Below are 26,024 nucleotides of genomic sequence, written 5' to 3'. Positions count from 1 at the left end.
GAATACAAATTGAGTATGGACTCAATGCGCCAATTTGAATGTCAAGCGCACCGAGATGAATTTAACTCCAATTTTTCACGGTCTAGGTGGAATCCCTGTTTGCTTTGTATGTGTATTGTAAATGCTTGTAAGCGCCAAACTTATAACCCCCACTGCCCGCATGGCGACGCGATAGGTCAATAGCATTCAATATGACGCCATTTACCGAACGGCCTGCATGTGCAAGCCGCCGGACACTTTCATTCAATTCGCCAAGCTGGGTTTTTTCGGCCCGCGCAACCAGCAGCAAGGTGCTTGCCAGTGGTGCCACCGAGGCGGTATCCGCAGCCACCAAGACGGGTGCCGTGTCGATGATCACCAGGTCATAACCGGGCGACAACCTGTCCAGCACCTGGACGAAGGATTCGCTCATCAGCAATTCGGCCGGATTGGGCGGCAGCACGCCGGTGGTGACGATGTCTAGGTTCGGCAGCACCGAGGGGCGCACGGCCTTCTCGAAATCGAGGGTTCCTGCTATCAATTCCGACAACCCGGCAGACCGGGGGATCGACAGGAATTGACTGACGCGGCCTTTTCGCAAATCCGCATCAATCAAAAGAACTCTTTTTCCGGCGGCGGCGGTAATGGCCGCGAAATTGACCGAAATAAACGTTTTGCCTACGCCGGGCGTCGCCCCGGAAATGAGCAGGCGGTTGTTGGTCGCCTCCAGCATGGCGAACTGCAGCGCGGTGCGCAGGCTCCGCAGGCTCTCGACCGCCGGGTCCTCGGGCTGCAGGTGCGCGAGCACGTGCACGCCGGCGACCTTGTTCTCGATGTTCCGGTCGATCGTGCGCTGGGCGGCGCTCAGCGGAATGCTGCTGTAGACGTTGAGTCCGGTGTGGGTCTCGATCTCGCCCGGGTTGCGGATGCCGCCGAAGAACGAACTGCGCGCCACCGCGGCCGCCACGCCCGCGGCGAGCCCGAGGATGAGCGCCAGCGCAATGACCAGCGGGCGCTTGGGCCACACCGCTTCTTCGGGAACGATGGCCTCGTCGAGCAGGCGCACGTTGCCGACCTTGCCTTCCTTGGCCAGGCGCATCTGCAGCGAGCTGTTGAGCAGCGACACGTAGAGGTCGGTGTTGACCTTGATGTCGCGCTGCATGCGCACGGTGTTCTGCTGCAGCTCGGGCATCTTGCGGATGCGCGCGTCGATGCTGGCCAGCGCCGCCTTCCATGCGACGACCTGGGTGTCGAGCGTCTGCACCGCGGGGTGCTCGTCGGTGAAGCGGGCCGCGAGTTCGCGCCGTTTCTGTTCCGCCTCGAGCAGCTTGGACTGCAGGTCGACGGTCTGCGTGAGCGCGTTCTTGGCCTCGTCGTCCAGGCTCACCGTGCCGTTCTGGTTGCGGTAGCGGTTGTAGGTGTCCTCGGACTGCTCCAGCTGCTTTTTGAACTGCGGCAGCGCCGTATCGAGGAAGCCCAGCGTCTTCTCGGCCTCGGCGGCCTTGCGCTCCATGTTCTGGCGGACGTAGAGGGTGCCGATCTCGTTGAGCAGCTGCGTGAGCTTCTCGGGGTCGGCGCTCTTCCAGCTCACGTCGAGCACGCCCGACTGCTTGCCCTTCTCGACGACCTTCAGGGCGTCCTGCAGCGCAAGCAGCGTCTGCTGCGTCGACGAGCGCACGAGCTGGAACTGCGCACCCGGCTTGCCGCTGATGCTGGTGACCATCAGGCTCACGCTGCCGTTCACGACGTTCGGGATGTTCGCCGAGAGCAAGGTGCCGACGGTGCCCTTCATCGGCGTGTCGATGTCGGGGTTGCTCAGCTCGTACTGGCCGTTGGTGCCGACGGTCAGCGTGAAAGGCTTGTCCTCGAAGTCGGGCGGCACGTCGAAGCGCGGCACGAGGATCTTCTCGGTGCCGGTGACATAACCCGAGAGCCCCATGAAGCCCGGCTCCGAGAGATCGGTGGCGCGACGCGCCAGGTAGCTGCCCACGAAGGGCGCATAGCGCGGCCGTGCGCTGATGTAGAGCCGGGTGTTTTCCACGGCCTTGCCGAGGATGGCGCGCGAGCGGAGGATTTCGATCTCGCCCGCGGCCGGCGTCTTCACGCTCAGCAGCGACGAGGCCGCATCACCGAGGAAGCTGCCGGCGGAGTTGCCCGAGTCTTCCACCTGCACCGCGAGGTTGGCTTCGTAGACGGGCTTGCCCAGCAGCGCGTAGGCCGTGCCGAGGAACAGGAAAACGGCCACCACGATCGCGACGAGCCAGCGGTTGTCGACCAGGATGTCCCAGTACTCCGCGGGGTTGATGCCTTCGCCTTCGTCTTCCGGCGCTTGCATCGGTGGGGCGGCTTGCGGGGATGCATTCATGTGGGTTGATGCTCGGGTTTTGTGATCTTCAGGACGCGCTCGATCCACGAGCGGGCACCGGCCTCGATGAGGGCCAGCGCGTCGACGAATGCGGCTTCGCCTCGGCGATAGGGGTCGGGTACGTCCTGCGCGAGGGTGTCGGCAATGCGGAACACCTTGCCGCGCACGAAGGGGTAGGTCGACTCGAGGTGGCGGCGCTGCGCGAGGTCCATCACCAGGATCAGGTCGGCCTGGCGGCACAGGAGCTGGCCCACCTGCTGCGCGACGTGGCCCGAGATGTCGATACCGCGCGCCTGCATGAGCTTTTGCGCGATCGCGTCGGCCGGCTGGCCCACGAGCGCGCCGGTGCCTGCGGACACCACGCGCAGGTGCGGCAGGCCGGCCGCGAGCAGGCCTTCGGCCATCGGGCTGCGGCAGATGTTGCCGATGCAGACTGTGAGCACGGATTTCATCGCTGCCTCATCGGGGTTCATCGGTGGTTCATGTAGATGCGGTCGCCGATGTCCAGCACCTGGGCAGCCGGCAGGATCAGGCTGGCCACGCGGTTCCAGCTCACGAGCGGCACCGAGTCGATGTAGACGACGTCGCGCGGCTGCAGCGGAAAGCGGTCGGCCAGCGCGAGCGCGGCGGGGTTCTTCGCATTCAGGTGGAACACGGCCGGCGTGCCCTTGGCGGTGTTGCGCACGACGTAGATCTGCCCCGTGTTCGCGGTGCCCAGGCTCGCGCTGCCGGCTTCGCCGAGCGCCTCGTTCAGGCTCAGGCGCCCGTTGTGCATGAGCAGCGCCGAGGGACGCAGTACCTCGCCCATCACCACCACCTTGTTCTCGTCGCGGTTGCGCACCAGCACCACGTCGCCGTTCTGCAGCGGAATGCTGCCGGCACCGCTGCCCAGGTCCTGCAGGCGGGTGAGGTCGATGAGCGTGGTGCGGTCGCCGCGCGTGAGCGTGACGTACGAGCGGTCGCCGTTGGGCGTGATGCCGCCGGCGCGGTTGAGCGCCTCGGCCAGCGTCATCGGCACGTCGGTGAAGATCTGCAGCCCCGGCGTGCGCACCTCGCCTTCGACGAAAGCGCGGCGGCTGCGGAAGGACTGGATGCGCACCGTGACCTGCGGCTCCTTGATGTAGCGCGCGATGCGCTTGGCGATGAGGTCGGAGGCCTCGATTTCGGTGAGCCCCTGCATCTTCACGCGGCCGATGTACGGAAAGCTGATCTCCCCGTTGGCGCCGACGATGAAGCCCGGCGCGACGCTGATGCCGGTCGGGTCGACCTGCTGGGTGATGACGGCGCCGGCATTGGGAAGCAACTCGGGGTGGTCGTAGACGATCACGCCCACGACGTCGCCCGGCCCGATGGTGTACGCGGCCGCCTCGCCGAACAGCGCCTTCACGTCGGCCGGCACCGCGGTCGATTGCGCATCGGCCATCGCCCGGATGAGCGCCGGCGAAATCGGCGTGAGCGCGCCCTCGGGCGAGCCGTCGGCGGACAGGGCCGGCGCCGGGCCGAGGTCGGGCTCGGAAGCCGCCATGGTGCCGAAGCCCGGCGCACAGCCCTGGAGCAACATCGCGCCGGCCAGGGCAGCGCTCCACCCCATCAGGTACACGTAGCGTGTCAAATTGATCTCCATTGCAAAACTGGTTTTTCTTTCAACTGCGGTGCATATGCAAAGGTCGAGCCCGCTCGGGTCGGACGGACCTTTTGATCGCGGTGCACCGCAAAGCGAATCCGTGATTTATCGGTGCACAGGTCGAAAACTGAATTGTCGCTGCGCCCGAAGACCCATTTTTTCGTCGCACAGGCGAAAGAAACGTGTCTATTCGTGGTGCGACCTTGTGCAATGCAGGGGTATCTGCCATCGCACTCTCCGGAACACTGTTTTCATTGGGAAAACCGTCGATGAAACAGCATTCCGGAATGCCATTTTTGCGATTGAAATGGCGACTTATTAATTACCGCGCCAAGCGGGGAGATCGTGGCGTATGTGCCACGGAATTGAGTTTTCGAGGGTTTTTGATATTGCACGGCCTTTTGTAAGCGTTTGTGTTTTCGTGCAGTGTAGGAGGATTGCCCGAGTGCAGAACGATGGCGGTGCCCTTCAACCGGGCATGCGGCGGCACCCGGACGGGCACCGCAACGGTGATCCGCGCCCCGATTCAGACGGTTGTAGGTTTTTCGATTTACCTGGAATTCTGTTCGTCGCGACCGCGAGCGGCACCAAGATCGTGCAACCATTGTTCACAAAGTTAAATGAATAATTTCACATTCATTCTTCGGCTAAAACTTTTGCATTGTTTTTCAATTTAAGTCATCCAGATGCCATGGATCTTTCGCATCCCGGTCATGCAAATCCGGCCTAATCATTCAATCGACAGAGTGAATGAGAAAAAAGAATTCAGGCCGAATATGGATATACGAATTCCGCGATAAAAGTTATCGGGAAATTGGGGCGCGCGCGTGCGCGGTCGCCAAATGAAAAAGGCCTCCGCGAGGAGGCCAATGATCGATGCGGGCCGGTGGGCCGGCAGGAGACTTACTGCTCCTGGTCGTCGCCGGACTGGCCCAGCTTGTCCTTGGTGGCGCGAACGCCGCGCAGCACCAGGAACAGGGTGATGCCGACCAGAACGAGAAAGCCGACGAGTGCCCAGCCACCCATGCCGAAGGCCCACCACCAGAAGAGGCCGCTCAATGGCAGCAGCACCAGGGCTATTAGCAGTTCGATGAAGATCAAGCGCATCTCTGTCTCTCCCCCTTCGCTCGGGCACGCGTCAGCCCCTTGGGTGTGTAAAAAATCGCTACGCGTGTCGGGTGCGAGAGGATAGCTTAAGAAAAGCCGAGGATATGCAGGTCCCCGGACGTTGGATGGAGAGTATTTGCCCTGAACCTGTGCACCGGCTGACCGTGTTTTTCCTCTTTTTCCGATCGTCGTTCGCCGGCTACGCCTTGCGCAGCGCGCGCACAGCGGACGACGCCAGAGGCACCTTTACGCGACTTCACCCCGTGCGAACTCCATCGGCAGTTCCTTGAATTGCTTCTTGACGGCCGCAGTGGGCGCGCCGCCCACCAGGATCCGCGCGAAGGCCTGCAGCGGGCTGAAGAACGCAGGCCTCAGCGTGCCCAGCTTGCTCTCGTCGACGATGAGAAAACTCTCCGACGCGCTGCGGATGGCCGCCTGCTTCACCGGCACCTCATGAAAGTTGGAACAGCTTGCGCCGCGCGCCACGTCCAGCCCGCCGGCCGAGATGAAGGCCTTGTTCACGCCCAGCTTGTCGAGGTACTGCAGCCCTTCGTCGGAAAAGAAGGTGGCCGATGACGGGTGATACAGCCCGCCCATCAACATCAGTTGTGTGTTCGGCCGTCGGCTCAGCACCGCTGCAATGTTCGTGGAGTAACACACCACGCTCAACGGCATGTCCGGCGGCAGTGCTTCCGCAAAGTGGACCATCGTGGTCCCGCAGTCGATGAACAGGCTGTCGTGCGGCTGCACCCACTCGGCCGCGCGCTCGCAGGCCAGGCGCTTGTTGGCGGCGTGCTGGTCGCTGGCCTCGTCGAGCGAGTAGCGCTCGGCACCCGGCAGCGTCGTCGCCAGCACGTAACCGCCGAGCACTGAGAGCGGCGAGTCGGCCGACGACAGGTCGCGGCGGATGGTCATCTCGGTCACATCGAGCCGCTGGGCCGCCTGTTTGATCGGCAACGGTCCGCCGGCCTCGACGAGTTCCTGCATCTTCGCCAGGCGCACGGCCCGGGCCTCGGCTCCTGCGGTCTTTCGCATGTTCGGGTTCCTCTGATCCAAGCCCGTGAGTATCGGTCATCGCGGGTTTTTAAATGTTATTTTAAAAACATCTTGCCTGATTAAATGTTGTTGTTCTAACATTCATGCCAACACGCCGCCGGCCCTGCACGACGGCACGCAAGACGAACGACACCACCGCTGCGCCGCCGCGCGACCCAGCACCGGAGACACACAAGACATGCCCTTTGCCTGCCCGCCGCACCTGCGGCCCCTGCGCGCCACGGCGCCCATCACGTCATGACATCCACCTCCCTCGTTCGCAGCAGCGGCGCCGTGCGCTCGCGGCCGGCGCCGCCTGCCAGTGCCGTCGCAGCGCTCACCCCAGCGGCTCCGGCGGCCCCTGCCGCGTCCACCGAAGCACCCACGCAGCCGCACGCCGCCGCGCGCAACACCGCGCAACCCTTCGACACCGGCTGGTTCGAAGGCATCCGCGTCAACCTCTCCGCTGCGGAGCGCCGCGTGGCCACGCTGCCGGGGCGTCGCTCCGTCAAGAAGGATGCGCAGGCCGGCTGGCTGCTCAAGGCCATCACCTGCATCGACCTGACCACGCTCAACGGCGACGACACGGCCGAGCGCGTGCGCCGGCTTTGCGCGAAGGCGGTCACGCCCGTGCGCCCCGACCTGCTGGCCGCGCTGGGCTTTGCCGACCGCAGGCTGCACACGGGCGCGGTGTGCGTGTACCACCGCTTCGTGTCGACGGCGGTCGAGGCGCTTGCGGGCACTGGTATCCCGGTGGCCGCGGTGTCCACAGGCTTTCCGGCGGGGCTGATTCCGCACGAGCTCAAGCTCAAGGAAATCGAAGCCTCGGTGCGCGACGGCGCGGCGGAGATCGACATCGTCATCACTCGCGAGCATGTGCTCACCGGGCAGTGGCAGAAGCTCTACGACGAGATGCGCGACTTCCGCAGCGCGGCCGGCGACGCGCACGTCAAGGCCATCCTTGCCACGGGCGAACTGAAGACGCTGCGCAACGTGGCCAAGGCCTCGATGGTCTGCATGATGGCCGGGGCGGATTTCATCAAGACCTCCACCGGCAAGGAAGGCGTGAACGCCACGCCGCTGGTCACGCTGGTGATGCTGCGCATGATCCGCCAATACGAAGCCCGCACCGGCTTTCGCGTGGGCTACAAGCCCGCCGGCGGCGTCTCCACCGCCAAGACCGCGCTCGACTACCAGGTGCTCATGAAGGAAGAGCTGGGCCGCGCCTGGCTCGAGCCCGACCTGTTCCGCATCGGCGCCTCCACGCTGCTGGCCGACATCGAGCGCCAGCTGGAGCACCACGTCACCGGCCGCTACTCGGCCTTCAACCGCCACCCGATCGGATGACCCGATGAGCAGCAGCCAGAACAACAACACCAGCAGCGTCGCACGCTATTTCGACACCATGGACTACGGCCCCGCGCCAGAGAGCGACACCGACGCGCGCCAATGGCTCGCGCGCCATGCCGAGGGCTTCGGCCACTTCATCGACGGGCGCTTCACCGCCGCGCCGGCCGGCGCACAGTTCGACACGGCCGAGCCCGCCACCGGCCAGCGCTTGGCCGGCATCGCGCAGGGTTCCGCGCAGGACGTGGATGCGGCCGTCGCTGCGGCGCGCGCCGCGCAGCCCGGCTGGCTCGCGCTCGGCGGCCACGGCCGCGCACGCCATCTCTACGCCCTGGCGCGCATGGTGCAGCGCCATGCACGCCTGCTCGCGGTGGTCGAGGCACTGGACAACGGCAAGCCCATCCGCGAGACACGCGACCTCGACGTGCCGCTGGTGGCGCGCCACTTCTATCACCATGCCGGATGGGCGCAGCTGCAGGCGCGCGAGTTCGCCGACCAGGTGCCGCTGGGCGTCGTCGGCCAGATCATTCCGTGGAACTTCCCGCTGCTGATGCTCGCGTGGAAGATCGCGCCCGCGCTCGCCCTGGGCAACACGGTGGTGCTCAAGCCCGCCGAGCTCACACCGCTGAGCGCGCTGCTCTTTGCCGAACTGGCCGCAGAGGCCGGCCTGCCGCCGGGCGTGCTGAACGTGGTGACCGGCGACGGCGCCACCGGCGCGGCGCTGGTCGCGCATGAAGGCGTCGACAAGATCGCCTTCACCGGCTCGACCGACGTGGGCCGCCTCATCCGCGAAGCCACTGCCGGCTCGGGCAAGTCGCTCACGCTGGAGTTGGGCGGCAAGTCGCCCTTCATCGTGTTCGACGATGCCGACATCGACGCGGCCGTCGAAGGCGTGGTCGACGCCATCTGGTTCAACCAGGGCCAGGTGTGCTGCGCCGGTTCGCGGCTGCTGCTGCAGGAAGGCATTGCGGCCGACTTCATCGAGCGCCTCAAGCGCCGCATGCAGAGCCTGCGCGTGGGTTCGCCGCTGGACAAGGCGATCGACATGGGCAGCCTGATCGATCCCACCCAGCTCGAGCGCGTGCGCACGCTGGTGGCCACCGGCGTGCGCGAAGGCGCGAGCTGCTACCAGTCGCCGGGCGCGCTGCCGCCGGGCGGCAGCTTCTTCCCGCCGACGCTCCTGACCAACGTGCACCCCGCATCGACCGTGGCGACGGAGGAGATCTTCGGCCCGGTGCTGGTGACGATGACCTTCCGCACACCCGACGAAGCCGTCGCCCTGGCCAACAACACGCGCTACGGCCTGGCCGCGAGCGTGTGGAGCGAGACCATCGGGCTGGCGCTGGGCATCGCGCCGCAACTGCAGGCCGGCGTGGTGTGGGTCAACGCGACCAACCTGTTCGATGCGGGCGTGGGCTTCGGCGGCTACCGCGAATCGGGCTACGGCCGCGAAGGTGGGCGCGAGGGCTGCTACGAATACCTGAAGCCGCGTGCCTGGGCCGAGCGCAAGCCACGCACCGCTGCTGTCGCATTGGAAGCCGCGAACGAGGCGCCCAGGACGCAGCCCAAGTCTTCGATCACGCTGCCGGCCATCGACCGCACGGCCAAGCTGTTCGTCGGCGGCAAGCAGGTGCGCCCGGACGGCGAGCTTTCGCATCCGGTGTTCGCGGCGAACGGGCAGCGCATCGGCGAGGTCGGCACGGGCAACCGCAAGGACATCCGCAACGCCGTCGCCGCTGCACGCTCGGCCGCTGGCTGGTCGAGCGCCACGCCGCATCGCCGCGCGCAGGCGCTCTACTACCTCGCGGAAAACCTCGCGGCCCGCGCCGACGAATTCGCCGGGCGCATCGCCAGCCTGACCGGCGTGAGCGCGCCTGCGGCAGAGGCCGAGGTCGATGCCTCGGTGAGCCGCCTGTTCGCCTACGGCGCCTGGGCCGACAAGTACGAAGGCACGGTGCATGTGCCGCCGCTGCGCGGCGTGACACTGGCCACCGTAGAGCCCATCGGCGTGGTCGGCGTGGTGTGCCCCGACGAGGCACCGCTGCTGTCCTTCGTGAGCCTGTTCGCGCCGCTCATGGCCATGGGCAACCGCACGGTGATCGTGCCGAGCGAGAAGCATCCGCTGGTGGCCACCGACTTCTACCAGGTGCTTGAAACCTCCGACCTGCCGGCCGGCGTGATCAACCTGGTGACCGGCCCCGCGGCCAGCCTCGTGCAGACGCTTGCCGAGCACGACGATGTCGATGCGCTCTGGGTCTTCGGTGCGAAGGCGCTCTCGCGCAACGCCGAGCGACTGTCGGTGGGCAACCTCAAGCGCACGCTGGTCGACCACGGCCTGGCCACCGACTGGCACGACGCCGCCTCGGCCGAAGGCGCGCTGTTTCTGCGGCATGCCACCCAGGTCAAGAACATCTGGATTCCCTATGGCGAATGAGCATCTGACATCCAACGGAGCCAAGGAAACCAAGGGAAATCCCCGAATAGCAAACGTTTGCGCAAACGTTTTCTTTCTCTAAGATACCTCGAAAGAACGACAAGTCCTTCACGGAGACAAAGATGCTGAAGTCCATCCATCCGCTGCTCAATGCGGACGTGCTTTACGCCCTGCGCGCCATGGGCCATGGCGACGAACTGGTGCTGTGCGACGCCAACTTCCCGGCCGATTCGGTCGCACGCCAGACCACCCTGGGCCGGCTGCTGCGCATCGACGGCGTGGGCACCACCGAGGCGGCACGCGCCATTCTTTCGGTGCTGCCGCTGGACAACGCGGTGGACGATCCCGCGCGGCGCATGGAGATCATGGGCGAGCCGAACGAGATCCCGCCGGTGCAGCAGGAGATGCAGCGCGAGATCGATGCGGCCGAGGGACGCGCGCGCCCGCTGGGCTCCATCGAGCGCTTCGCCTTCTACGAAGCCGCGCGCCGCGCCTACTGCGTGATCGCCACGGGCGAGCGCCGTTTCTACGGCTGCTTCATCTTCAAAAAAGGCGTCCTCGCGCCCGAGGCCTGATCGCATGACCGCCATCCCTGTCTCTTCACAACAGCGCGGCGTCGCCGTGCTCGGCATCTTCGTGGCCGACCTCGCATTCCGCGCGGCCCAGCTTCCCGGCGTCGGCCAGACCATCGCGGGCTCGGGCTTCGCCATGGGTCCTGGCGGCAAGGGCTCGAACCAGGCCGTGGCGGCAGCGCGCGCAGGCGCGGGGGTCACCTTCATCTCCAAGCTCGGGCAGGACGCCTTCGCCGCCAACGCGCTCGCGCTCTGGGCAGAGGAAGGCATCACGCCGCGCACCCCGCAGGTGGCAGACCAGCCGACCGGCGCGGCCTTCATCTACGTGCACGAGGTCACGGGCGCCAACGCGATCATCGTGGTGCCGGGCGCTGCGGCCCTGATCGACGCGGCCGACGTGGACGCGGCGGCCGACGCCATCCGCGGAGCGCGCGTGTTCGTCACGCAACTCGAACAGCCTGCCCGCGCCGCGCAGCGCGGTCTGGAACTGGCGCGCGCCGCCGGCACAGTGACGGTGTTCAACCCCGCGCCCGCCCTGCCCTTCGACGATGCGCTGTACGCGCTGTGCGACTACATCACGCCCAACGAGCACGAGGCCGCCGCGCTCAGCGGCATGGCCGTGGAAACCATCGACGACGCGCGCCGCGCGGGCGACTTCTTCCTGGCCAAAGGCGTGGGCTGCGCGCTCATCACGCTCGGCGACAAGGGTGCGCTGCTGCACAGCGCGAGCGGCTCGGTGCACATCCCCGTGTTCAATGCCGGTGCCGTGAAGGAAACGACCGGCGCGGGCGACGCCTTCAACGGCGGCTTCGCGGCGGCACTGGCCGAAGGCGCCTCGCCGCTGGAAGCCGCGCGCTTCGGCTCGGCGGTGGCGGCCATCTCGGTCACGCGCGCCGGCACCGCACCCTCGATGCCCACGCGCGCCGAGGTCGATGCGCTGATGCACCGCGCCCACTGAAGGAGCCCGCCATGACCTCCAGGTTTTCAGACCGCGAACTCAACTTCCTGGTCGCCATCAACGTGGTGATCCTCGTGGTCGCGACGGTGCTGTCCAAGGGCGACTTCCTCGACGTCTACAACTTCCAGTCGATGGGCGGCCAGTTGCCCGAGCTCGGCCTGCTGGCGATGGGCGTGGCGCTGTCGATGATCTCGGGCAACGGCGGCATCGACCTGTCGGGCGTTGCGCTGGCCAACCTGGCCGGCGTGGTCGCCGCCACGGTGGCACCGATGCTCGCGGCGCCCGATGCCTCGCCCTGGATCTACACGGCATGGTTCGCCGTGATCGCGCTGGCGGTGGGCCTGGCGGGCGGGCTGCTCAACGGGCTGCTGATTGCACGCGCCGGCCTCACGCCCATTCTTTGCACGCTGGGCACGCAGCTGCTCTACACCGGCTTCGCCGTGGTGCTCACCGGCGGCTCCAGCCTGCGCGTGGGCGATGCCGAACCGCTCTCGGCCATCGGCAACGAGATGGTGCTGGGCGTGCCGATTCCGTTCGTCATCTTCGTGGCGATGCTGCTGGGCGTGGGCTGGCTGCTCAAGCAAAGCCCGTTCGGCATCCGCCTCTTCCTTTTGGGCACCAACGCGAAGGCGGCGCGCTACGCGGGCATTTCGCAGAACCGCATGCTGGTGGCCACCTATGCGCTGTGCGGCGTGCTGGCGGCCGTGGCGGGCGTGATCATCGCGGCCCGCACGGCCAGCGTGAAGTCGGACTACGGCAACTCCTACCTGCTCATCGCCATCCTCATCACCGTGATGGCGGGCGTGCGGCCGCAGGGCGGCTATGGGCGCATGACCTGCCTGTTCTTCTCGGCCGTGGCGCTGCAGCTCTTGTCCAGCACCTTCAACCTGCTGGGCATTTCCAACTTCTTCCGCGATTGCGCCTGGGGACTGCTGCTGCTGTTCTTCCTGGCATCGGCACGGCTGAGCCTGGCCGACCTGCGCAGCTTCGTTTCGATTACGCGCTCCAGCGCACCGCCGCACCAGTCCCCTCCTGGCGCGACGCAAAGAACCACCGAGGGCTAGGAGACAAAAGACATGCTGAAGAAAACAAAGATCGCCTGCACCGTGCTGGCGCTGGGCACCGTGGCCTTCGCCTCCGCGCTGCATGCGCAGGGCAAGCCGCAGGACATCGTCACCGTGGTGAAGATCACCGGCATCAGCTGGTTCAACCGCATGGAAGTGGGCGTGAAGGAATTCGGCGCCAGCACACCCGGCGTGGCCACGCGCCAGATCGGCCCGGCCCAGTCGGACGCCGCGCAGCAACAGCGCCTGATCGAAGACCTGGTGGCCAAGAAGGTGGACGCGATCGCCGTGGTCTCTATGGACCCGCCCACGCTCGAACCGGTGCTCAAGCGCGCAATGGAACGCGGCATCAAGGTGGTGACGCACGAGGCCGACAACCAGAAGAACACCATGGTCGACATCGAGGCCTTCGACAACACGGCCTACGGCGCGCGCATCAACGAACGCCTGGCCGCCTGCATGGGCCAGCAGGGCAAGTGGACCTCGCTGGTCGGCTCGCTGGGCAGCCAGTCGCAGGTGCAGTGGGCCGACGGCGGTGCCACCAACGCGAAGAAGTACCCCAAGATGCAGCTGGTCGATGCCAAGAACGAGTCGCTCAACGACGCGGAAAAGGCCTACGGCAAGGCCAAGGAAATGCTGCGCAAGCACCCCGACCTGAAGGGCTTCCAGGGCTCGTCGTCGCTCGACGTGCTGGGCATCGGCCGCGCGGTGGAAGAAGCCGGCCTGCAGGGCAAGGTCTGCGTGTACGGCACGGGCCTGCCGAGCGAGGCGGCCAAGTTCCTCGAATCGGGCGCGGTCGGCGGCATCGCCTTTTGGGACCCGAAGGACGCCGGCATCGTCATGAACAAGGCGGCCAAGATGCTGCTGGACGGCAAGACCATCACCGACGGCACCGACATGGGCGTGCAGGGCTACAACAAGGTCTCTGTGAAGAAGGGCCCGGGCGTCGGCATCATCGTCACGGGGCAGGCCTGGGTCGAGGTCGACAAGCAGAACTACAAGAAGTACGCCTTCTGATCTTCCGGACCTCTTGAGCGTATGACCCTTACCGCGCCTTCCACGCAAGCCCCGGTGCCCGGCACCGGGCGCCGTGTCTTCCTCGAAGTGCAGGACGTGCACAAGCGCTTCGCGGGCGTGCACGCGCTGCGCGGCATCGACCTCACCATCGAAGCCGGCGAGATCTACCACCTGCTCGGCGAGAACGGCTGCGGCAAGAGCACGCTCATCAAGATCATCTCGGGTGCACAGCCGCCGAGCCAGGGGCGCATCGTGATCGATGGCCATCCGCACGAATCGCTGTCGCCGCTGGAGGCGCTCACGCTGGGCATCGAGACGGTCTATCAAGACCTGTCCTTGCTGCCGAACATGAGCGTGGCCGAGAACGTCGCGCTCAGCGAGCAGCTGGTGGCGACCGGCGGCAAGCTCGCACGGCGCTTCGACCGCAAGGCGGTGGCCGCCACGGCCGTGCGCGCGCTCGAAACAGTGAAGCTGCCGACCGACGCGGCCTTCCTCGCGCGCCGGGTCGACGAGCTGCCCATCGCCACGCGGCAGCTGGTGGCGATTGCACGCGCGGTGGCCACGCGCGCGCGCATGGTCATCATGGACGAGCCCACCACCTCGCTCACGCAGAAGGAAGTCGACAACCTCGTGCACGTGGTCGAGCACCTGCGCGCGCAGGGCGTGGCCGTGCTGTTCGTGAGCCACAAGCTCGACGAGTGCATGGCCATGGGCGGCCAGGCCATCGTCTTTCGTGACGGCACGAAGGTGGCGCAGGGGCCGATCCGCGACTTCACCAAGGCCGAGCTCGCGCACTGGATGACCGGCAAGCAGCTCGACGGCGCGCGCTACCGCCACCGGACGCACGGCGGCGACACGCTGCTGAAGGTCGAGGCGCTCGGCCGCGGCGCGCAGTTCAGCGACGTGAATTTCACGCTGCACAAGGGCGAGATCCTGGGCATCACCGGGCTGCTCGACTCGGGCCGCAACGAACTGGCGCTGGCATTGGCCGGCGTACAGGCCGCCGACCGCGGGCGCATCGCGCTCGACGGCCGGCAGGTCACGCTGAAGACGCCGAGCGACGGCATCCGCCAGGGCATCGGCTACGTGCCGGAAGACCGGCTGAGCGAGGGCCTCTTTCTGGACAAGCCGATTCGCGACAACATCGTCACGGCCGTGCTCGGTCGCCTGCGCGGGCGCTTCGGCGCACTCGACGGCAAGCAGTGCCAGGCGCTGGCCGAACGCACGGTGAGCGAGTTGCAGATCGCCACGCCCGATGTCGACCGGCCGGTGCAATCGCTCTCGGGCGGCAACCAGCAGCGCGTGCTCATCGGCCGCTGGCTGGCCATCGACCCGCGCGTGCTGATACTGCACGGCCCCACCGTGGGCGTGGACGTGGGCTCCAAGGACACCATCTACCGCATCGTGCAGCGGCTGGCCGAGCAGGGCCTGGGCGTGATCCTGGTCAGCGACGACCTTCAGGAACTGCTGCAGAACTGCGACCGCATCCTGCTGATGCGCAAGGGCCGCATCGCCAACGACTTCGACGCGCAGGGCCTGGCCGAGAGCAAGCTCTACCACGCGCTGGTTTCCGACACCCCTTCTCCCGCATTCTCATGACGGCTTCCACCATGCAAGCGCATTCCACGGCCGCACCGACCCCGGTTGCGCAAGCGGCTCCCAAGGCAACGGCCTCGTGGCGCGGCTGGCTCGGGCAGCGCCCCTCGGTCTTCACGCTCGCGCTGATCGTGCTGGTGTGCCTGGCGGTCGGCGCCATCAATCCGGGCTTCTTCCAGCTGCCGGTGCTGTTCGACATCGTGCGGGCCTGCACGGTGCTCGGGCTGTTCGCGCTGGGCGTGCTGATCGTGCTGGCCGCCGGCGGCATCGACGTGTCGTTCGCAGCCATTGCCGCGCTCACGATGTACAGCATCACCAAGCTGGTGCTGAACTACTTTCCCGAAGCGCCCATCGCGCTGTTGCTGGCGGCGGGCGCGGTGAGCGGCGCGGTGCTGGGCGTGTTCAACGGCCTGCTGGTGCATTGGCTCAAGGCCCCGTCGCTGATCGTGACCATCGGCACGCAGTACCTGTACCGCGGCATCCTGCTGACTTTCGTGGGCACCGTGTTCTTCATGAACGTGCCCGCGCCGATGGACGCATTCGGCAAGCTGGCGCTCTGGCGCTTCGACACCGCGCAGGGCCTGCACGTGGTGCTGCCCGCCACGGTGCTGGTGCTGGCCGGCGCGGCGGTGCTGACGTGGTGGCTGCTGAACCGCACGCTCATCGGCCGCGCGGTCTACGCCATCGGCGGCAGCCTCGCGATTGCCGAGCGGCTGGGCTACAACCTGCGCACGGTGCACATCTTCGTGTTCGCGTACGCGGGCTTCCTGTCGGGTCTGGCGGGCATCGTGCACGTCTCGAGCACGAGGCTGGCGAACCCCTTCGACCTGGTGGGCAACGAGCTGGACGTGATCGCCGCGGTGATCCTGGGCGGCGCGCGCATCACCGGCGGCAGCGGCACCGTGGGCGGCACGCTGCTGGGCGTGGTGCTGGTCACGCTGATCAACAACGTGCTGATCCTGGCGGGCGTGCCGAGCACCTGGCAGAAGGTGATCATCGGGGCGTTCATCCTGGTGGCAGGCGCCTGCTTCGCGATGCGCAAGCAGGGCTGAGGTTCCCTGGCATTCGGCAGAGCGCCGACGGCCTTAGCCGCCTTACTCCACCGTCACGCTCTTCGCCAGATTCCGCGGCTTGTCCACATCGGTCCCCCGCGCACACGCCGTGTGATACGCCAGCAACTGCAGCGGCACCACATGCAGCAACGGCGACAGCTGCCCGTAGTGCTCCGGCATGCGGATCACATGCAGCCCTTCGCCGCTCTTGATCTTCGTGTCGCCATCGGCCAGCACATAGAGCACACCGCCGCGCGCGCGCACTTCCTGCAGGTTGCTCTTGAGCTTTTCGAGCAGCGCGTCGTTCGGCGCGACCGCGACCACCGGCATCTCGCTCGTGACCAGCGCGAGCGGGCCGTGCTTGAGTTCACCGGCCGCATAGGCCTCGGCGTGGATGTAGGTCACTTCCTTGAGCTTGAGCGCGCCTTCGAGCGCGATCGGGTAGTGCAGTCCGCGGCCGAGGAACAGCGCGTTGTCCTTGCGCGCGAAGTCTTCGGCCCAGCCGATGATCTGCGGCTCCAGCGCGAGCACCGACTGCAGCGCGACCGGCAGGTGGCGCATTTCCTTCAGGTAGCGCGCCTCGTCGGCTTCGGTGAGGTGGCCCTTGGTCTGCGCGATGGCCAGCGTCAACAGGAAGAGACCGGCAAGCTGCGTGGTGAAGGCCTTGGTCGACGCCACGCCGATCTCGACGCCGGCGCGCGTGATGTACGCCAGCTTGCACTCGCGCACCATCGCGCTGGTGGCGACATTGCAGATCGTCAGCGTCTGCTCCATGCCCAGCGAGCGGGCGTGCTTGAGCGCGGCGAGCGTGTCGGCCGTCTCGCCCGATTGGCTGATGGTGACCACCAGCGTCTTGGGGTCGGGCACCGAGTCGCGGTAGCGGTATTCGCTTGCGATCTCGACCTGCGTGGAGATCTTCGCGATGCTTTCGAGCCAGTACTTGGCGGTGCAGCCGCTGTAGTAGCTGGTGCCGCAGGCGAGGATGAGGATCTTGTCGATGTCCTTGAAGACGCGGTGCGCGCTCGCACCCGTGGCGCCGTCCTGCCCGATGCCGTCGAACAGCTCGGGCACGATGCCCGCCACGCCTTCGAGCGTGTCGCCGATGGCGCGCGGCTGCTCGAAGATTTCCTTCTGCATGTAGTGGCGGTACGGGCCAAGCTCGGCCGCGCCGCTGTGCGCGAGCACGGTGCGCACCTGCCGGGTCACCGGCTTGTGGTTCTTGTCGACGATCCAGTACTTGCCCGGCTGCACGTCGACCACGTCGCCTTCTTCAAGATAGATGATCTGGTCGGTCACGCCCGCCAGCGCCATGGCGTCGCTTGCGAGGAAGTTCTCGCCGCCCTCCTTGCCCGCGCCCAGGATCAGCGGCGAGCCGGCGCGCGCGCCGACCACGCGCTGCGGCTCGTCGCGGCAGATCACCGCGATGGCGTAGGCGCCATGCAGTTGCAGCACCGCGGCCTTCACGGCCTCGAACAGGTCGCCGTCGTAGAGGCTGTCGACCAGGTGGGCGATGACCTCGGTGTCGGTCTGGCTCTCGAACACGTAGCCCTTGGCCTCGAGCGTGACGCGCAGCGTCTCGTGGTTTTCGATGATGCCGTTGTGCACCAGCGCGATGCGGCCGGGGCGCGCGCCCTGCGCGTCAGCGCCGGGGCCGTGGCTGAAGTGCGGATGGGCGTTGTGCACCACCGGCGCGCCATGCGTGGCCCAGCGCGTGTGGGCGATGCCGGTCAGGCCTTCGACCTTGTCCTCGCGCACTTGCGTGATGAGGTCCGCCACGCGCGACGTGGTGCGTGCCCGCGTGAGGCCGCCCGCATGCACCGCGACGCCGCAGGAGTCATAGCCGCGGTACTCGAGCCGCTGGAGGCCTTGGACGAGGACCGGAACGATGTTGCGATGGGACGCTGCCCCGACGATGCCGCACATGGTGAGTTGCCTTTGGATAAGAGGAGGCCTGATGGTAGAAAGTCCTCGAGAAAATATGCTCTCGAAATTTCTTCCATTTCGGACTTTTATTTCATCGTTTCTTTGATTTGGATTTTTATTCCATAATTTACGAATATATGGAATCAATCTCCCTCGATGCAATGGACCTCCGGCTGCTCGATGCGCTGCAGCGCGATGCGTCGCAGACCAACCAGCGGCTGGCCGCCGACGTGGGCATCTCCCCACCCACGTGCCTCCGACGCGTGCAGCGGCTGAAGGACGAAGGCCTCATCGAACGCCAGGTCGCGCTGCTCTCGCCCGACCGGCTGGCCGCGGTGCTGGGCCACGGATTGCAGGCGGTGGTCGAGATCTCGCTGGACCGGCAGGACGCCGCAGCGCTCGACGCCTTCGAAACTTGCGTGATCGCCGACAACGCGGTGCAGCAGTGCTGGCGCGTCTCGCCCGGCCCGGACTTCGTGCTCGTGGTCGCGGCGCGCGACATGCCGGACTACGGCGCGCTGACGCAGCGCCTGTTCACCGCCGACGCCAATGTGCGCAACGTCAAGGCCTTCTTCAGCCTCAAGCGCGCCAAGTTCGAGCCCGCGGTGCCCCTGGGCTGAAGCCTTCTCAGGCCTTCGGCTTTTTCTGCGGCCGCTTCCAGTTGGGGAAACTCACCGGCTTGCCGCGCGCCACGGTCAGCGCACCGGGCTCGGTCGACTTGTTGATGGTCGACCCGCCCCCGATGGTGCCGCCCGCGCCGATGGTGACCGGAGCCACCAGCACGCAGTTGCTGCCGATGTGCACATCGGCCTCGATCACCGTGCGGTGCTTGTTGGCGCCGTCGTAGTTGGCGGTGATGCTGCCCGCGCCGTAGTTGACGCGCTCGCCCACCGTCGCGTCGCCCAGGTAGGCCAGGTGATTGGCCTTGGCGCCGGCCGCGAGCGTCGAGTTCTTCACTTCGACGAAATTGCCGATGTGCACCTCGGTGCCGAGTTGCGCCCCGGGGCGCAGGCGAGCGAACGGGCCGATCAGCGCCCGCTCGCCCACCGTCACGCCGGCCTTCTCGCCGTCGATGTGGGTGAACGGATGGATCACCGCGCCGGCCTCGATGCGCGCGTTGGCGATCACGCAGTGGGCGCCGATGCGCACGCCCTCGCCCAGCGACACCTGGCCTTCGAACACGCAGTTGACGTCGATCTCGACATCGGCCCCGCATGCCAGCGTGCCGCGCAGGTCGAAGCGCGCCGGGTCGGCCAGGCGCACGCCCTGCTCCATCAGCGCATTCGCCTGGCGCAGTTGCCAGGCGCGCTCGAGCGCCGCGAGCTGCACCGGGCTGTTGATGCCCGCCACCTGCAGCGCATCGGTCGTGATGTGCGCCACCACCGGCACGCCGTCGGCCGCGGCGAGCTTCACGACGTCGGTCAGGTAGTACTCGTTCTGCGCGTTGCGGTTGTCCAGGCGCGCGAGCCAGCCCTTGAGCAGGCGCGCGGGCACGGCCATCACGCCGCTGTATATCTCGCGCACCGCGCGCTGCGCCTCGTTGGCGTCCTTGTGCTCGACGATCGCGGTCACCGCCCCGCCGGCCGCACCGCGGATCACGCGGCCGTAGCCGCTCGGGTCGTCGAATTCGATGGTCAGCAGCGCAAGGCGCTCGCCCGCGCTCGCCGCGACCAGCGCCCGCAGCGTTTCTTCGCCGATGAGCGGCACGTCGCCCGAGAGCACGACCACCGTGCCATCGTCCGGCAGCAGCGGCGTCGCCTGTTGCACCGCATGGCCGGTGCCAAGTTGCGGCTCCTGGCGCGCAAAGCGTGGCGTGGCACCACCCACGGCGCCGGCCATGGCGGCCTCGACCTCGGCCGCGCCGTGGCCGGTCACGACCACCACGTGGCGTGCGCCGATGCGCGCGGCGGTGCTGGCGACATGCGCGATCAGTGCGCGGCCGCCCAAACGATGCAACACTTTGGGCAGCCTGCTTTTCATGCGCGTGCCTTTGCCGGCCGCCATGATCACCACGTCGATCGGCCCCTGGATGTCTTGCTGCTGCTGCGGAGTCTGATTCATGCTTTCTTCTTCCCGGATTCGTTGCGCTGAACTGGCGCGGATTATCGGCGTGCTGCTTTTGGTTACCGCGCTGGGGGCCTGCAGCGCGATCCGGCTGGCCTACAACAACCTGCCCGAGGTGAGCTACTGGTGGCTCGACGGCTACTTCGATTTCGACAGCACGCAGTCGCCCAGGGTGCGCGACGAACTCGCCCAGCTGCTGGCCTGGCACCGGCAGAACGAGTTGCCCAAGGTCATCACCCTGCTGCAGGGGGCGCAAGCCCTGGCGCCGGGCGAGGTGACGCCCGCGCAGGCCTGCGGCTTTGCCGACAGCATTCGCGAGCGCCTGCTCGCCGTGACCGAGCGCGCCGAGCCGGCCACCACCGACCTCGCGCTGTCCCTGAGCGAATCGCAGTTGCAGCAGCTCGAACGCAAGTACGCCAAGCTCAACAACGAATACCGCAAGGACTGGCTCGACCGCACGCCCGCGCAGGTGCAGGAAAAGCGCTACGACCAGTTCCTGGACCGCATGGAAGACTTCTACGGCCGTCTGACCGCCGAGCAGCGCGACCTGCTCAAGCAACAGGTGGCGCAATCGGTCTTCAACCCGCAGCTCGCGGACGCCGAGCGCCGCAAGCGCCAGCAGGAGGCCTTGGTCATGCTGCGCGGGTTCGCCACCAAGAAACCGTCGCCGGCCGAGGCGCGTTCGGCGCTACACGCCTACCTGCTGCGCATCGCCGAGCCGCCGCCCGGGCCCTGGCGCGACCAGCAGCAGGCGCTGCTGGAAGAGGGCTGCCGCAATCTCGCGGCCCTGCACAACGGCACCAGTGCCAGCCAGCGGGAGCAGGCGGTGCGCCGGCTGCAGGCCTACCAGAGCGACCTGCGCCAGCTGGTGGCCGCGCGCTGAGGCCGCGGCGCGCTCGCCTCCAGGCCTTCAGATCAGGGGAACGGGCCGCAGGGGCCGCTCGAAGTAATCGCCCAGCGTCTCCAGCGCATGCGGCTCCAGGATGCGCAGCCAGCCTGCATCCAGCTTGTAAAGCCCCAGGCGCTGCAGCCGGCGCAGCGTCTTGTTGGTGTGCACCAGCGAGAGCCCCAGCGCATCGGCGATGTGCTGCTGGTTGAACGGAAACTCCGCCCAGCCGTCGCGCACCATGCAAAAGAAAAAAGGCGGCCGAAGCCGCCTTTGTGCGTCCATGGGAACCTGTGACCGTTCAGGCCTGATCCCATGTGTAGGTGGCGCCGTAGCCATCCCATGCTTCCATGACGATGCGCTGGCCGGCGGCCACCGTCATCGATTCGCCCGGTGCGAGCACCAGGTCTTCGCTGGGGTTGGCCAGCGTGGCGTCGGGCGTGATCCACACCCGGCCCTGCTTGACGCGCAGGACGCTGGCCGCACGCGCCTTCAGGCTCATCGCCTCGCCGGGGGCGATCTGCCAGGCGCCGCGGCGCACGGCCGGGGGCACGGCGACGGCGGTGCGGGCGGGGATGGACAGGGAAGCGAGCGATTCGGTGGTGCAGACAGCGGTGGACATGATGAAACTCCTTGGGCTTGCCGAAGTGCGATTGACAGGACGGAGGCAATGGCGCAGTTCGGGAATGAATGATCGTTTCTGTGGCGTTGTGGGTCCAATGAAAACGAAGTAGCCTACTGATGTCCATTCCGCATCAATCGACCCGACCGCCGGCCCGGTCCCGGAGGCCCCATCCATGCAGCATTCGCAAACCCATCTGCGCTCCCGCCCCATCTCCGCCGGGCACCTGCGCGCCTTCGAGGCCGTGGCCAGGCACCTGAATTTCCGCGCCGCGGCGGAGGAAATGGCGCTGACCCAGTCGGCCGTCAGCCGCCAGATCCAGTCGCTGGAGGAAGAAGTGGGTGTGGCGCTGTTCCTGCGCCACACGCGGGCGGTGGAGCTGACCAGCGCCGGGGCGCAGCTGCTGCTCGCGGTGCAGCAGTCGCTGCCGCGCATCGACATGGCGGTGCGCCAGATCCGCCAGAGCGCGGGGCGCAAGAGCGTGTCGCTCACCACTTTTGCGTCGTTCGCCTCGATGTGGCTGATCCCCCGGCTGGAGGCCTTCCAGCGCGACAACCCCGAGATCGACATCCGCATCGACGCCAGCGACGTGGCGGTGGACCTCGAAGTGGCCGACGTGGACATCGCCCTGCGCTACGGCCCGCGCGAGGCCATGCCGCCCACCGCGGTGCGCCTGTTCGGCGAAAACCTGACGCCGGTGGCGAGCCCGTGGCTCATCAAGAGCAGCCCGCCGATCAAGACGCCGGAAGACATCACCCGCTTCACGCTGATCGAGGCGGGCGATGCCCACCGCACGCACCTCGAATGGCTGACGTGGCGGCGCTGGTTCGAGGTGAACGGCCTGGAGCGCGCGCAGCCCAAGCGCTGGCTCTATTTCAACTACGCCTACCAGATGGTGCAGGCGGCGCTCACCGGCCAGGGCGTGGTGCTGGCGCGCAGTTCGCTGATCGCGGAAAGCCTGGCCAACGGCGACCTGGTCGAGGTGCTGCCCCAGCACCGCATGGATTCACCGATGTCCTACTGGCTCATCGCCGGCCCGCGCAACGCGCTGCGGCCCGAGATCAAGGCCTTCTGGGACTGGCTCCTGCTGCAGGCCGGCACCACGCGCGAGACCATTGGCGAGGTGCCCGATCCGGACACCATCGACGACATCGATTGAGGCTTTTCAGCTCGTCGGCCAGACGACGCCGTTGTCGTTCAGGATGGCATCGAGTGGCAGATCGTGGGCTTCTGGCTCGAAGTCGTCGAGAAAGCCGTGCGTAAAGCCCAGCCCCACCGTGAACGGCCGCGGTTCCAGCGCCGCCAGCGTGCGGTCGTAGAAGCCGCCGCCGTAGCCCAGCCGGTAGCCGCCGGCGCTGTAGCCCACGCAGGGCACGAACAGCAGGGTCGGCACGATCAGTTCGGTGTCCTTGGGCTTGGGAATGCCGTAGGCGTCTTCTTCCATCTGGCAGCCGGGGTACCAGGCATGGAAGGTCAGGGTCTTGTGAACCTTGTCGATCACAGGCAGTCCGATGCGGCGGCGCTGGGTTTCTTCCATGAGCTCGCCGTCTTCCTTCCAGCGGTGCAGTGCGGGCAGCGGATCGAACTCGCCCTTGATCGGCCAGTAGGCGCCGATCACGGTGTCGGGCCGGCCGACCAGCCAGATGCGCATGACGCGCTGCAGCAGATCGGCGCGTGTCAGCCGATCCGGCATCGCCAGGCGTTGTTCGATCAATGCCTTGCGCAACTGATCCTTCAGAAAACTCGCCGTCGCCGAAGTGTCGGCACCCTTTGACTTGTCCATAATCCCCCGATGCAGTTCCCAAGCATTTTGGCATCCATGCGCAGCCGCCCGCGCAACGCAACGCCAGCCGTTGCTTTTTCCCTCGTCCTGACTGCCGCCGCACTGCTGTTCCATCCACCCACCAGCGCACAGACCAACACCAACGACGACGTGCTGGTGCAGATGAAGCAGGCCTTCCAGCGCGGCGACAAGGCCCGCCTCACCGCCCTCCTGCCGCAAGCCCGCGGCCACGCGCTCGAACCCTGGGCCGCCTACTGGGAACTGAAGGCCCGCCTGCAGGAAGCCGCGCCCAACGAAGTGCAGGACTTCTACGCCCGCTACCCCGGCACTTATCAAGAAGACCGCCTGCGCAACGACTGGCTGCTGCTGCTCGGCCAGCGCCGCGACTGGGACGGCTTTGCCGCCAACGTGGCCGGCTACCGCATGGGCGACGACGCGCAGGTGCGCTGCTACGCGGTGCTGGTCGACACGCTGCGCTCGGGCACCGCCACGCAGGCGCAGGCCGACGAGGTGCGCCGCAACTGGCTCGGCCAGAAGGAAGCCGACGACGGCTGCCTCACCGCCGCCGACCGCATGGTCGCCTCCCGCCTCATGTCGCCCAACGACGCCTGGAAGAAGGCGCGCCTGGCCATCGAGGCCAACCGCCCGCAGGCCGCGCGCGGCGCCGTCACCATTGCCGCGCCCGATGCGCTGCCGCTCTTCGAGGAGCTCAACGCCAGCTCGGCCAAGTTCCTGACCGGCCGCGCCTTCGTGGCCGCCAAGTCGCGCAAGGAACTGGTGGTGCTCGCGCTCATCAAGGTCGCCATTGCCGATCCCGACATGGCCGCCTCGCAGCTCGACAGCAAATGGGGCCCGATGCTTTCGGCCGAAGAACGCAACTGGCTCTGGGGCGCCATCGGCCGCGCATCGGCCAACAAGCTCTCGCCGCAGGCCGTGGGCTATTTCGCCAACGTCACGAAGAACAGCGACCTGTCGGACGACATGCTCGGCTGGCGCGTGCGCGCCGCGCTGCGCGCCGGCCAGTGGAAGGACGTGGCGCCCGCCATCAACGCGATGAGCGAAACCGCCCAGCTCGACCCCACCTGGGTCTACTGGAAAGCCCGGGCTCTCGCCACCGAGCGCAGCGACGAGCGCCGCGCCCAGGCTCGCGAGCTCTACACGAGCATCGCCGGCACGCGCGGCTTCTACGAAATGCTCGCGCTCGAAGAATTGGGCCAGCGCGTCGTCGCCGCCATCCGCCCAGCGCCGCTCACGCCCGAGGAAAAGGCCGCTGCGCGCAGCAACATCGCGCTCAACCGCGGCCTCTACGCGATTGCGATCGGCCTTCGCTCCGAAGGCACGCGCGAGTGGAACTACGCCACCAACCTGCACGACAAGGGCGGCATGGACGACCGCGCCCTGCTGGCCGCGGCCGACTTCGCCTGCCAGCGCGAGGTGTGGGACCGCTGCATCAACACCAGCGAACGCACCAAGGGCGCGATCGACGTGGAGCAGCGCTTTCCCATGCCCTTCCACGACACGGTGCTGCGCAAGAGCCAGGACATCGGCCTGGACCCGGCCTATGTCTATGGCCTGATCCGCCAGGAAAGCCGCTTCATCATGGACGCCCGTTCCGGCGTCGGCGCCTCGGGCCTGATGCAGGTCATGCCCGCCACCGCGCGCTGGACGGCCCGCAAGATCGGCATGACCGACTTCACACCCGGCCAGATCAACGACCGAGAGACCAACATCACCATCGGCACCAACTACCTGAAGCTCGCGCTCGACGACTTCGACGGCTCGATGGCACTGGCCGCCGCCGCCTACAACGCCGGCCCCGGCCGCCCGCGCAACTGGCGCAACGGGCCGGTGCTCGACGCCGCGATCTGGGCCGAGAACGTGCCCTTCACCGAAACCCGCGACTACGTGAAAAAGGTGCTGGCCAACACCACCAACTACGCGGCCATCATCAGCGGGCGGCCGCAGTCGCTGAAGGAACGGCTGGGCCGCATCGGCCCGCGCGACGCCTCGGAACCCGAGCCGAACAAAGACCTGCCCTGACATGAGCTGGCGCGACGAGGTCCTCGACACCATCGCCTCCGAGTTCTCGGACGTGACGGACGTCGCGCAGCTCACGCGCATCGTCGTTCGCCTCACGCTCGCCGCCATCCTGGGCTTCGTGCTGGGCTTCGAGCGCGAGCAGCAGGGCAAGGCGGCCGGGGTGCGCACCCACATGCTGGTGGCCATCGGCTCGGCGATGTTCGTGCTGATCCCGCAGCAGACCGGCATCGTGCCGGCCGACATGAGCCGGGTGATCCAGGGGCTGGTGGCTGGCGTGGGCTTCTTGTGCGCCGGCACCATCCTCAAGCAGGGCAAGGACGAATCCCACGTGCAAGGCCTCACCACCGCCGCGGGGCTCTGGATGACGGCGGCCATCGGCATGGCCTGCGGGCTCGGCCGCGAGGCGACGGCCGTGCTGAGCGCGCTGCTGGCGCTGGCGGTGCTGTCGCTGGTGCCGCGGCTGGTGGGCCTGCTCGAGCGCACTGTCGCCAAGGACGGCGCACAGGCATCGCCACGCGTGATCGCCTCGCCGGACGACAAGCCCCGCGACCGCTGA

The 26,024-nt window shown here is 67.1% G+C and carries 22 protein-coding genes and 1 pseudogene; 13 read left to right on the top strand and 10 right to left on the bottom strand.

Annotated features, from left to right (window positions below; all coding sequences use genetic code 11):
- Window positions 1-82: 82 nt before the first annotated feature.
- From ACSFA7_RS26795 to ACSFA7_RS26775, 5 genes are all read right to left on the bottom strand, one after another.
- Window positions 83-2,344 carry a polysaccharide biosynthesis tyrosine autokinase gene (locus ACSFA7_RS26795; protein ID WP_435502166.1) on the bottom strand — a complete coding sequence of 754 codons (2,262 nt, stop codon included), beginning with the start codon at window positions 2,342-2,344 and terminating at the stop codon, window positions 83-85.
- Window positions 2,341-2,796 (bottom strand): low molecular weight protein-tyrosine-phosphatase, encoded by a 456-nt coding sequence (locus ACSFA7_RS26790; RefSeq protein ID WP_435502165.1) that lies wholly within the window; start codon window positions 2,794-2,796, stop codon window positions 2,341-2,343. The genes ACSFA7_RS26795 and ACSFA7_RS26790 overlap by 4 nt, the downstream gene beginning before the upstream one ends.
- 17 nt (window positions 2,797-2,813) lie before the next feature.
- Window positions 2,814-3,968, bottom strand: coding sequence for a polysaccharide biosynthesis/export family protein (locus ACSFA7_RS26785; protein ID WP_435502164.1), 1,155 nt, complete (start codon window positions 3,966-3,968; stop codon window positions 2,814-2,816).
- A gap of 903 nt (window positions 3,969-4,871) precedes the next feature.
- Window positions 4,872-5,075, bottom strand: a complete 204-nt coding sequence (locus ACSFA7_RS26780) for a hypothetical protein (protein ID WP_435502163.1) — start codon at window positions 5,073-5,075, stop codon at window positions 4,872-4,874.
- A gap of 246 nt (window positions 5,076-5,321) precedes the next feature.
- Window positions 5,322-6,110 (bottom strand): DeoR/GlpR family DNA-binding transcription regulator, encoded by a 789-nt coding sequence (locus ACSFA7_RS26775; protein WP_435502162.1) that lies wholly within the window; start codon window positions 6,108-6,110, stop codon window positions 5,322-5,324.
- A 258-nt stretch (window positions 6,111-6,368) separates the two neighbouring features.
- On the opposite strand from ACSFA7_RS26775, the gene deoC reads away from it, so the two are divergent.
- From deoC to ACSFA7_RS26735, 8 genes are all read left to right on the top strand, one after another.
- On the top strand, window positions 6,369-7,457 hold the full coding sequence (deoC, locus tag ACSFA7_RS26770) for a deoxyribose-phosphate aldolase (protein WP_435502161.1): 1,089 nt from the start codon (window positions 6,369-6,371) through the stop codon (window positions 7,455-7,457).
- Between the two features lie 4 nt (window positions 7,458-7,461).
- Window positions 7,462-9,891 carry an aldehyde dehydrogenase family protein gene (locus ACSFA7_RS26765; protein WP_435502160.1) on the top strand — a complete coding sequence of 810 codons (2,430 nt, stop codon included), beginning with the start codon at window positions 7,462-7,464 and terminating at the stop codon, window positions 9,889-9,891.
- 122 nt (window positions 9,892-10,013) lie between these two features.
- Complete coding sequence (locus ACSFA7_RS26760) at window positions 10,014-10,466, top strand: RbsD/FucU family protein (protein WP_013539546.1); 453 nt, start codon at window positions 10,014-10,016, stop codon at window positions 10,464-10,466.
- A 4-nt stretch (window positions 10,467-10,470) separates the two neighbouring features.
- Window positions 10,471-11,421 carry a ribokinase gene (locus ACSFA7_RS26755; RefSeq protein WP_435502159.1) on the top strand — a complete coding sequence of 317 codons (951 nt, stop codon included), beginning with the start codon at window positions 10,471-10,473 and terminating at the stop codon, window positions 11,419-11,421.
- Window positions 11,422-11,432: 11 nt separating this feature from the next.
- A complete protein-coding gene (locus ACSFA7_RS26750; RefSeq protein ID WP_435502158.1) occupies window positions 11,433-12,485 on the top strand; it encodes an ABC transporter permease in 1,053 nt (350 codons plus the stop codon).
- 12 nt (window positions 12,486-12,497) lie between these two features.
- The gene (locus ACSFA7_RS26745) at window positions 12,498-13,502 is read left to right on the top strand and encodes a substrate-binding domain-containing protein (RefSeq protein WP_176658675.1); all 1,005 of its coding nucleotides are present in this window, start codon (window positions 12,498-12,500) and stop codon (window positions 13,500-13,502) included.
- Between the two features lie 21 nt (window positions 13,503-13,523).
- Complete coding sequence (locus tag ACSFA7_RS26740) at window positions 13,524-15,101, top strand: sugar ABC transporter ATP-binding protein (RefSeq protein WP_435502157.1); 1,578 nt, start codon at window positions 13,524-13,526, stop codon at window positions 15,099-15,101.
- Window positions 15,098-16,150 (top strand): ABC transporter permease, encoded by a 1,053-nt coding sequence (locus ACSFA7_RS26735; protein ID WP_435502156.1) that lies wholly within the window; start codon window positions 15,098-15,100, stop codon window positions 16,148-16,150. Before ACSFA7_RS26740 ends, ACSFA7_RS26735 begins: the two co-directional genes overlap by 4 nt.
- 42 nt (window positions 16,151-16,192) lie before the next feature.
- On the opposite strand, the gene glmS is transcribed toward ACSFA7_RS26735, so the two are convergent.
- Complete coding sequence (gene glmS / locus ACSFA7_RS26730) at window positions 16,193-18,073, bottom strand: glutamine--fructose-6-phosphate transaminase (isomerizing) (protein ID WP_435502155.1); 1,881 nt, start codon at window positions 18,071-18,073, stop codon at window positions 16,193-16,195.
- 137 nt (window positions 18,074-18,210) lie between these two features.
- Here glmS and ACSFA7_RS26725 point away from each other — a divergent pair, with 137 nt between their 5' ends.
- Window positions 18,211-18,693: an Lrp/AsnC family transcriptional regulator gene (locus ACSFA7_RS26725; protein WP_435502154.1), complete on the top strand. Its 483-nt coding sequence runs from the start codon at window positions 18,211-18,213 to the stop codon at window positions 18,691-18,693.
- Window positions 18,694-18,700: 7 nt separating this feature from the next.
- Here the strand turns inward: ACSFA7_RS26725 and glmU are convergent, their stop codons facing one another.
- Window positions 18,701-20,134, bottom strand: coding sequence for a bifunctional UDP-N-acetylglucosamine diphosphorylase/glucosamine-1-phosphate N-acetyltransferase GlmU (glmU, locus tag ACSFA7_RS26720; RefSeq protein WP_435502153.1), 1,434 nt, complete (start codon window positions 20,132-20,134; stop codon window positions 18,701-18,703).
- On the opposite strand from glmU, the gene ACSFA7_RS26715 reads away from it, so the two are divergent.
- Entirely contained in the window at window positions 20,133-21,020 is an 888-nt protein-coding gene (locus tag ACSFA7_RS26715; protein WP_435502152.1) for a DUF6279 family lipoprotein, read from the top strand. The two genes, glmU and ACSFA7_RS26715, sit on opposite strands and share 2 nt — an antisense overlap.
- A gap of 27 nt (window positions 21,021-21,047) precedes the next feature.
- Here ACSFA7_RS26715 and ACSFA7_RS26710 read toward each other — a convergent pair.
- A pseudogene (locus ACSFA7_RS26710) lies at window positions 21,048-21,266 on the bottom strand (helix-turn-helix domain-containing protein); the annotation flags it as partial.
- 58 nt (window positions 21,267-21,324) lie between these two features.
- Complete coding sequence (locus ACSFA7_RS26705; RefSeq protein ID WP_093443289.1) at window positions 21,325-21,645, bottom strand: DUF2917 domain-containing protein; 321 nt, start codon at window positions 21,643-21,645, stop codon at window positions 21,325-21,327.
- A 175-nt stretch (window positions 21,646-21,820) separates the two neighbouring features.
- Between ACSFA7_RS26705 and ACSFA7_RS26700 the strand changes: the two genes are divergently transcribed.
- A complete protein-coding gene (locus ACSFA7_RS26700; protein ID WP_435502151.1) occupies window positions 21,821-22,804 on the top strand; it encodes a LysR substrate-binding domain-containing protein in 984 nt (327 codons plus the stop codon).
- A 6-nt stretch (window positions 22,805-22,810) separates the two neighbouring features.
- Here the strand turns inward: ACSFA7_RS26700 and ACSFA7_RS26695 are convergent, their stop codons facing one another.
- Window positions 22,811-23,428 (bottom strand): 5-formyltetrahydrofolate cyclo-ligase, encoded by a 618-nt coding sequence (locus ACSFA7_RS26695; protein ID WP_042582689.1) that lies wholly within the window; start codon window positions 23,426-23,428, stop codon window positions 22,811-22,813.
- Between the two features lie 36 nt (window positions 23,429-23,464).
- On the opposite strand from ACSFA7_RS26695, the gene ACSFA7_RS26690 reads away from it, so the two are divergent.
- Both ACSFA7_RS26690 and ACSFA7_RS26685 read left to right on the top strand, forming a co-directional pair.
- A complete protein-coding gene (locus ACSFA7_RS26690; protein ID WP_435502150.1) occupies window positions 23,465-25,468 on the top strand; it encodes a lytic transglycosylase domain-containing protein in 2,004 nt (667 codons plus the stop codon).
- Between the two features lies 1 nt (window position 25,469).
- Window positions 25,470-26,024, top strand: coding sequence for an MgtC/SapB family protein (locus ACSFA7_RS26685; protein ID WP_435502149.1), 555 nt, complete (start codon window positions 25,470-25,472; stop codon window positions 26,022-26,024).

It is taken from the genome of Variovorax trehalosi, assembly GCF_051216415.1.
Taxonomy (GTDB): Bacteria; Pseudomonadota; Gammaproteobacteria; order Burkholderiales; family Burkholderiaceae_C; genus Variovorax.
This window is presented reverse-complemented; position numbering and strand designations above follow the sequence as displayed.

Excerpts from the sequence above, each read along its gene's own strand:
- ACSFA7_RS26795 (WP_435502166.1), bottom strand. The coding sequence starts at position 2,344 with ATGAATGCATCCCCGCAAGCCGCCCCACCGATGCAAGCGCCGGAAGAC.
- ACSFA7_RS26790 (WP_435502165.1), bottom strand. The coding sequence starts at position 2,796 with ATGAAATCCGTGCTCACAGTCTGCATCGGCAACATCTGCCGCAGCCCG.
- ACSFA7_RS26785 (WP_435502164.1), bottom strand. The coding sequence starts at position 3,968 with ATGGAGATCAATTTGACACGCTACGTGTACCTGATGGGGTGGAGCGCT.
- ACSFA7_RS26780 (WP_435502163.1), bottom strand. The coding sequence starts at position 5,075 with ATGCGCTTGATCTTCATCGAACTGCTAATAGCCCTGGTGCTGCTGCCA.
- ACSFA7_RS26775 (WP_435502162.1), bottom strand. The coding sequence starts at position 6,110 with ATGCGAAAGACCGCAGGAGCCGAGGCCCGGGCCGTGCGCCTGGCGAAG.
- deoC (WP_435502161.1), top strand. The coding sequence starts at position 6,369 with ATGACATCCACCTCCCTCGTTCGCAGCAGCGGCGCCGTGCGCTCGCGG.
- ACSFA7_RS26765 (WP_435502160.1), top strand. The coding sequence starts at position 7,462 with ATGAGCAGCAGCCAGAACAACAACACCAGCAGCGTCGCACGCTATTTC.
- ACSFA7_RS26760 (WP_013539546.1), top strand. The coding sequence starts at position 10,014 with ATGCTGAAGTCCATCCATCCGCTGCTCAATGCGGACGTGCTTTACGCC.
- ACSFA7_RS26755 (WP_435502159.1), top strand. The coding sequence starts at position 10,471 with ATGACCGCCATCCCTGTCTCTTCACAACAGCGCGGCGTCGCCGTGCTC.
- ACSFA7_RS26750 (WP_435502158.1), top strand. The coding sequence starts at position 11,433 with ATGACCTCCAGGTTTTCAGACCGCGAACTCAACTTCCTGGTCGCCATC.
- ACSFA7_RS26745 (WP_176658675.1), top strand. The coding sequence starts at position 12,498 with ATGCTGAAGAAAACAAAGATCGCCTGCACCGTGCTGGCGCTGGGCACC.
- ACSFA7_RS26740 (WP_435502157.1), top strand. The coding sequence starts at position 13,524 with ATGACCCTTACCGCGCCTTCCACGCAAGCCCCGGTGCCCGGCACCGGG.
- ACSFA7_RS26735 (WP_435502156.1), top strand. The coding sequence starts at position 15,098 with ATGACGGCTTCCACCATGCAAGCGCATTCCACGGCCGCACCGACCCCG.
- glmS (WP_435502155.1), bottom strand. The coding sequence starts at position 18,073 with ATGTGCGGCATCGTCGGGGCAGCGTCCCATCGCAACATCGTTCCGGTC.
- ACSFA7_RS26725 (WP_435502154.1), top strand. The coding sequence starts at position 18,211 with ATGGAATCAATCTCCCTCGATGCAATGGACCTCCGGCTGCTCGATGCG.
- ACSFA7_RS26715 (WP_435502152.1), top strand. The coding sequence starts at position 20,133 with ATGCTTTCTTCTTCCCGGATTCGTTGCGCTGAACTGGCGCGGATTATC.
- glmU (WP_435502153.1), bottom strand. The coding sequence starts at position 20,134 with ATGAATCAGACTCCGCAGCAGCAGCAAGACATCCAGGGGCCGATCGAC.
- ACSFA7_RS26705 (WP_093443289.1), bottom strand. The coding sequence starts at position 21,645 with ATGTCCACCGCTGTCTGCACCACCGAATCGCTCGCTTCCCTGTCCATC.
- ACSFA7_RS26700 (WP_435502151.1), top strand. The coding sequence starts at position 21,821 with ATGCAGCATTCGCAAACCCATCTGCGCTCCCGCCCCATCTCCGCCGGG.
- ACSFA7_RS26695 (WP_042582689.1), bottom strand. The coding sequence starts at position 23,428 with ATGGACAAGTCAAAGGGTGCCGACACTTCGGCGACGGCGAGTTTTCTG.
- ACSFA7_RS26690 (WP_435502150.1), top strand. The coding sequence starts at position 23,465 with ATGCGCAGCCGCCCGCGCAACGCAACGCCAGCCGTTGCTTTTTCCCTC.
- ACSFA7_RS26685 (WP_435502149.1), top strand. The coding sequence starts at position 25,470 with ATGAGCTGGCGCGACGAGGTCCTCGACACCATCGCCTCCGAGTTCTCG.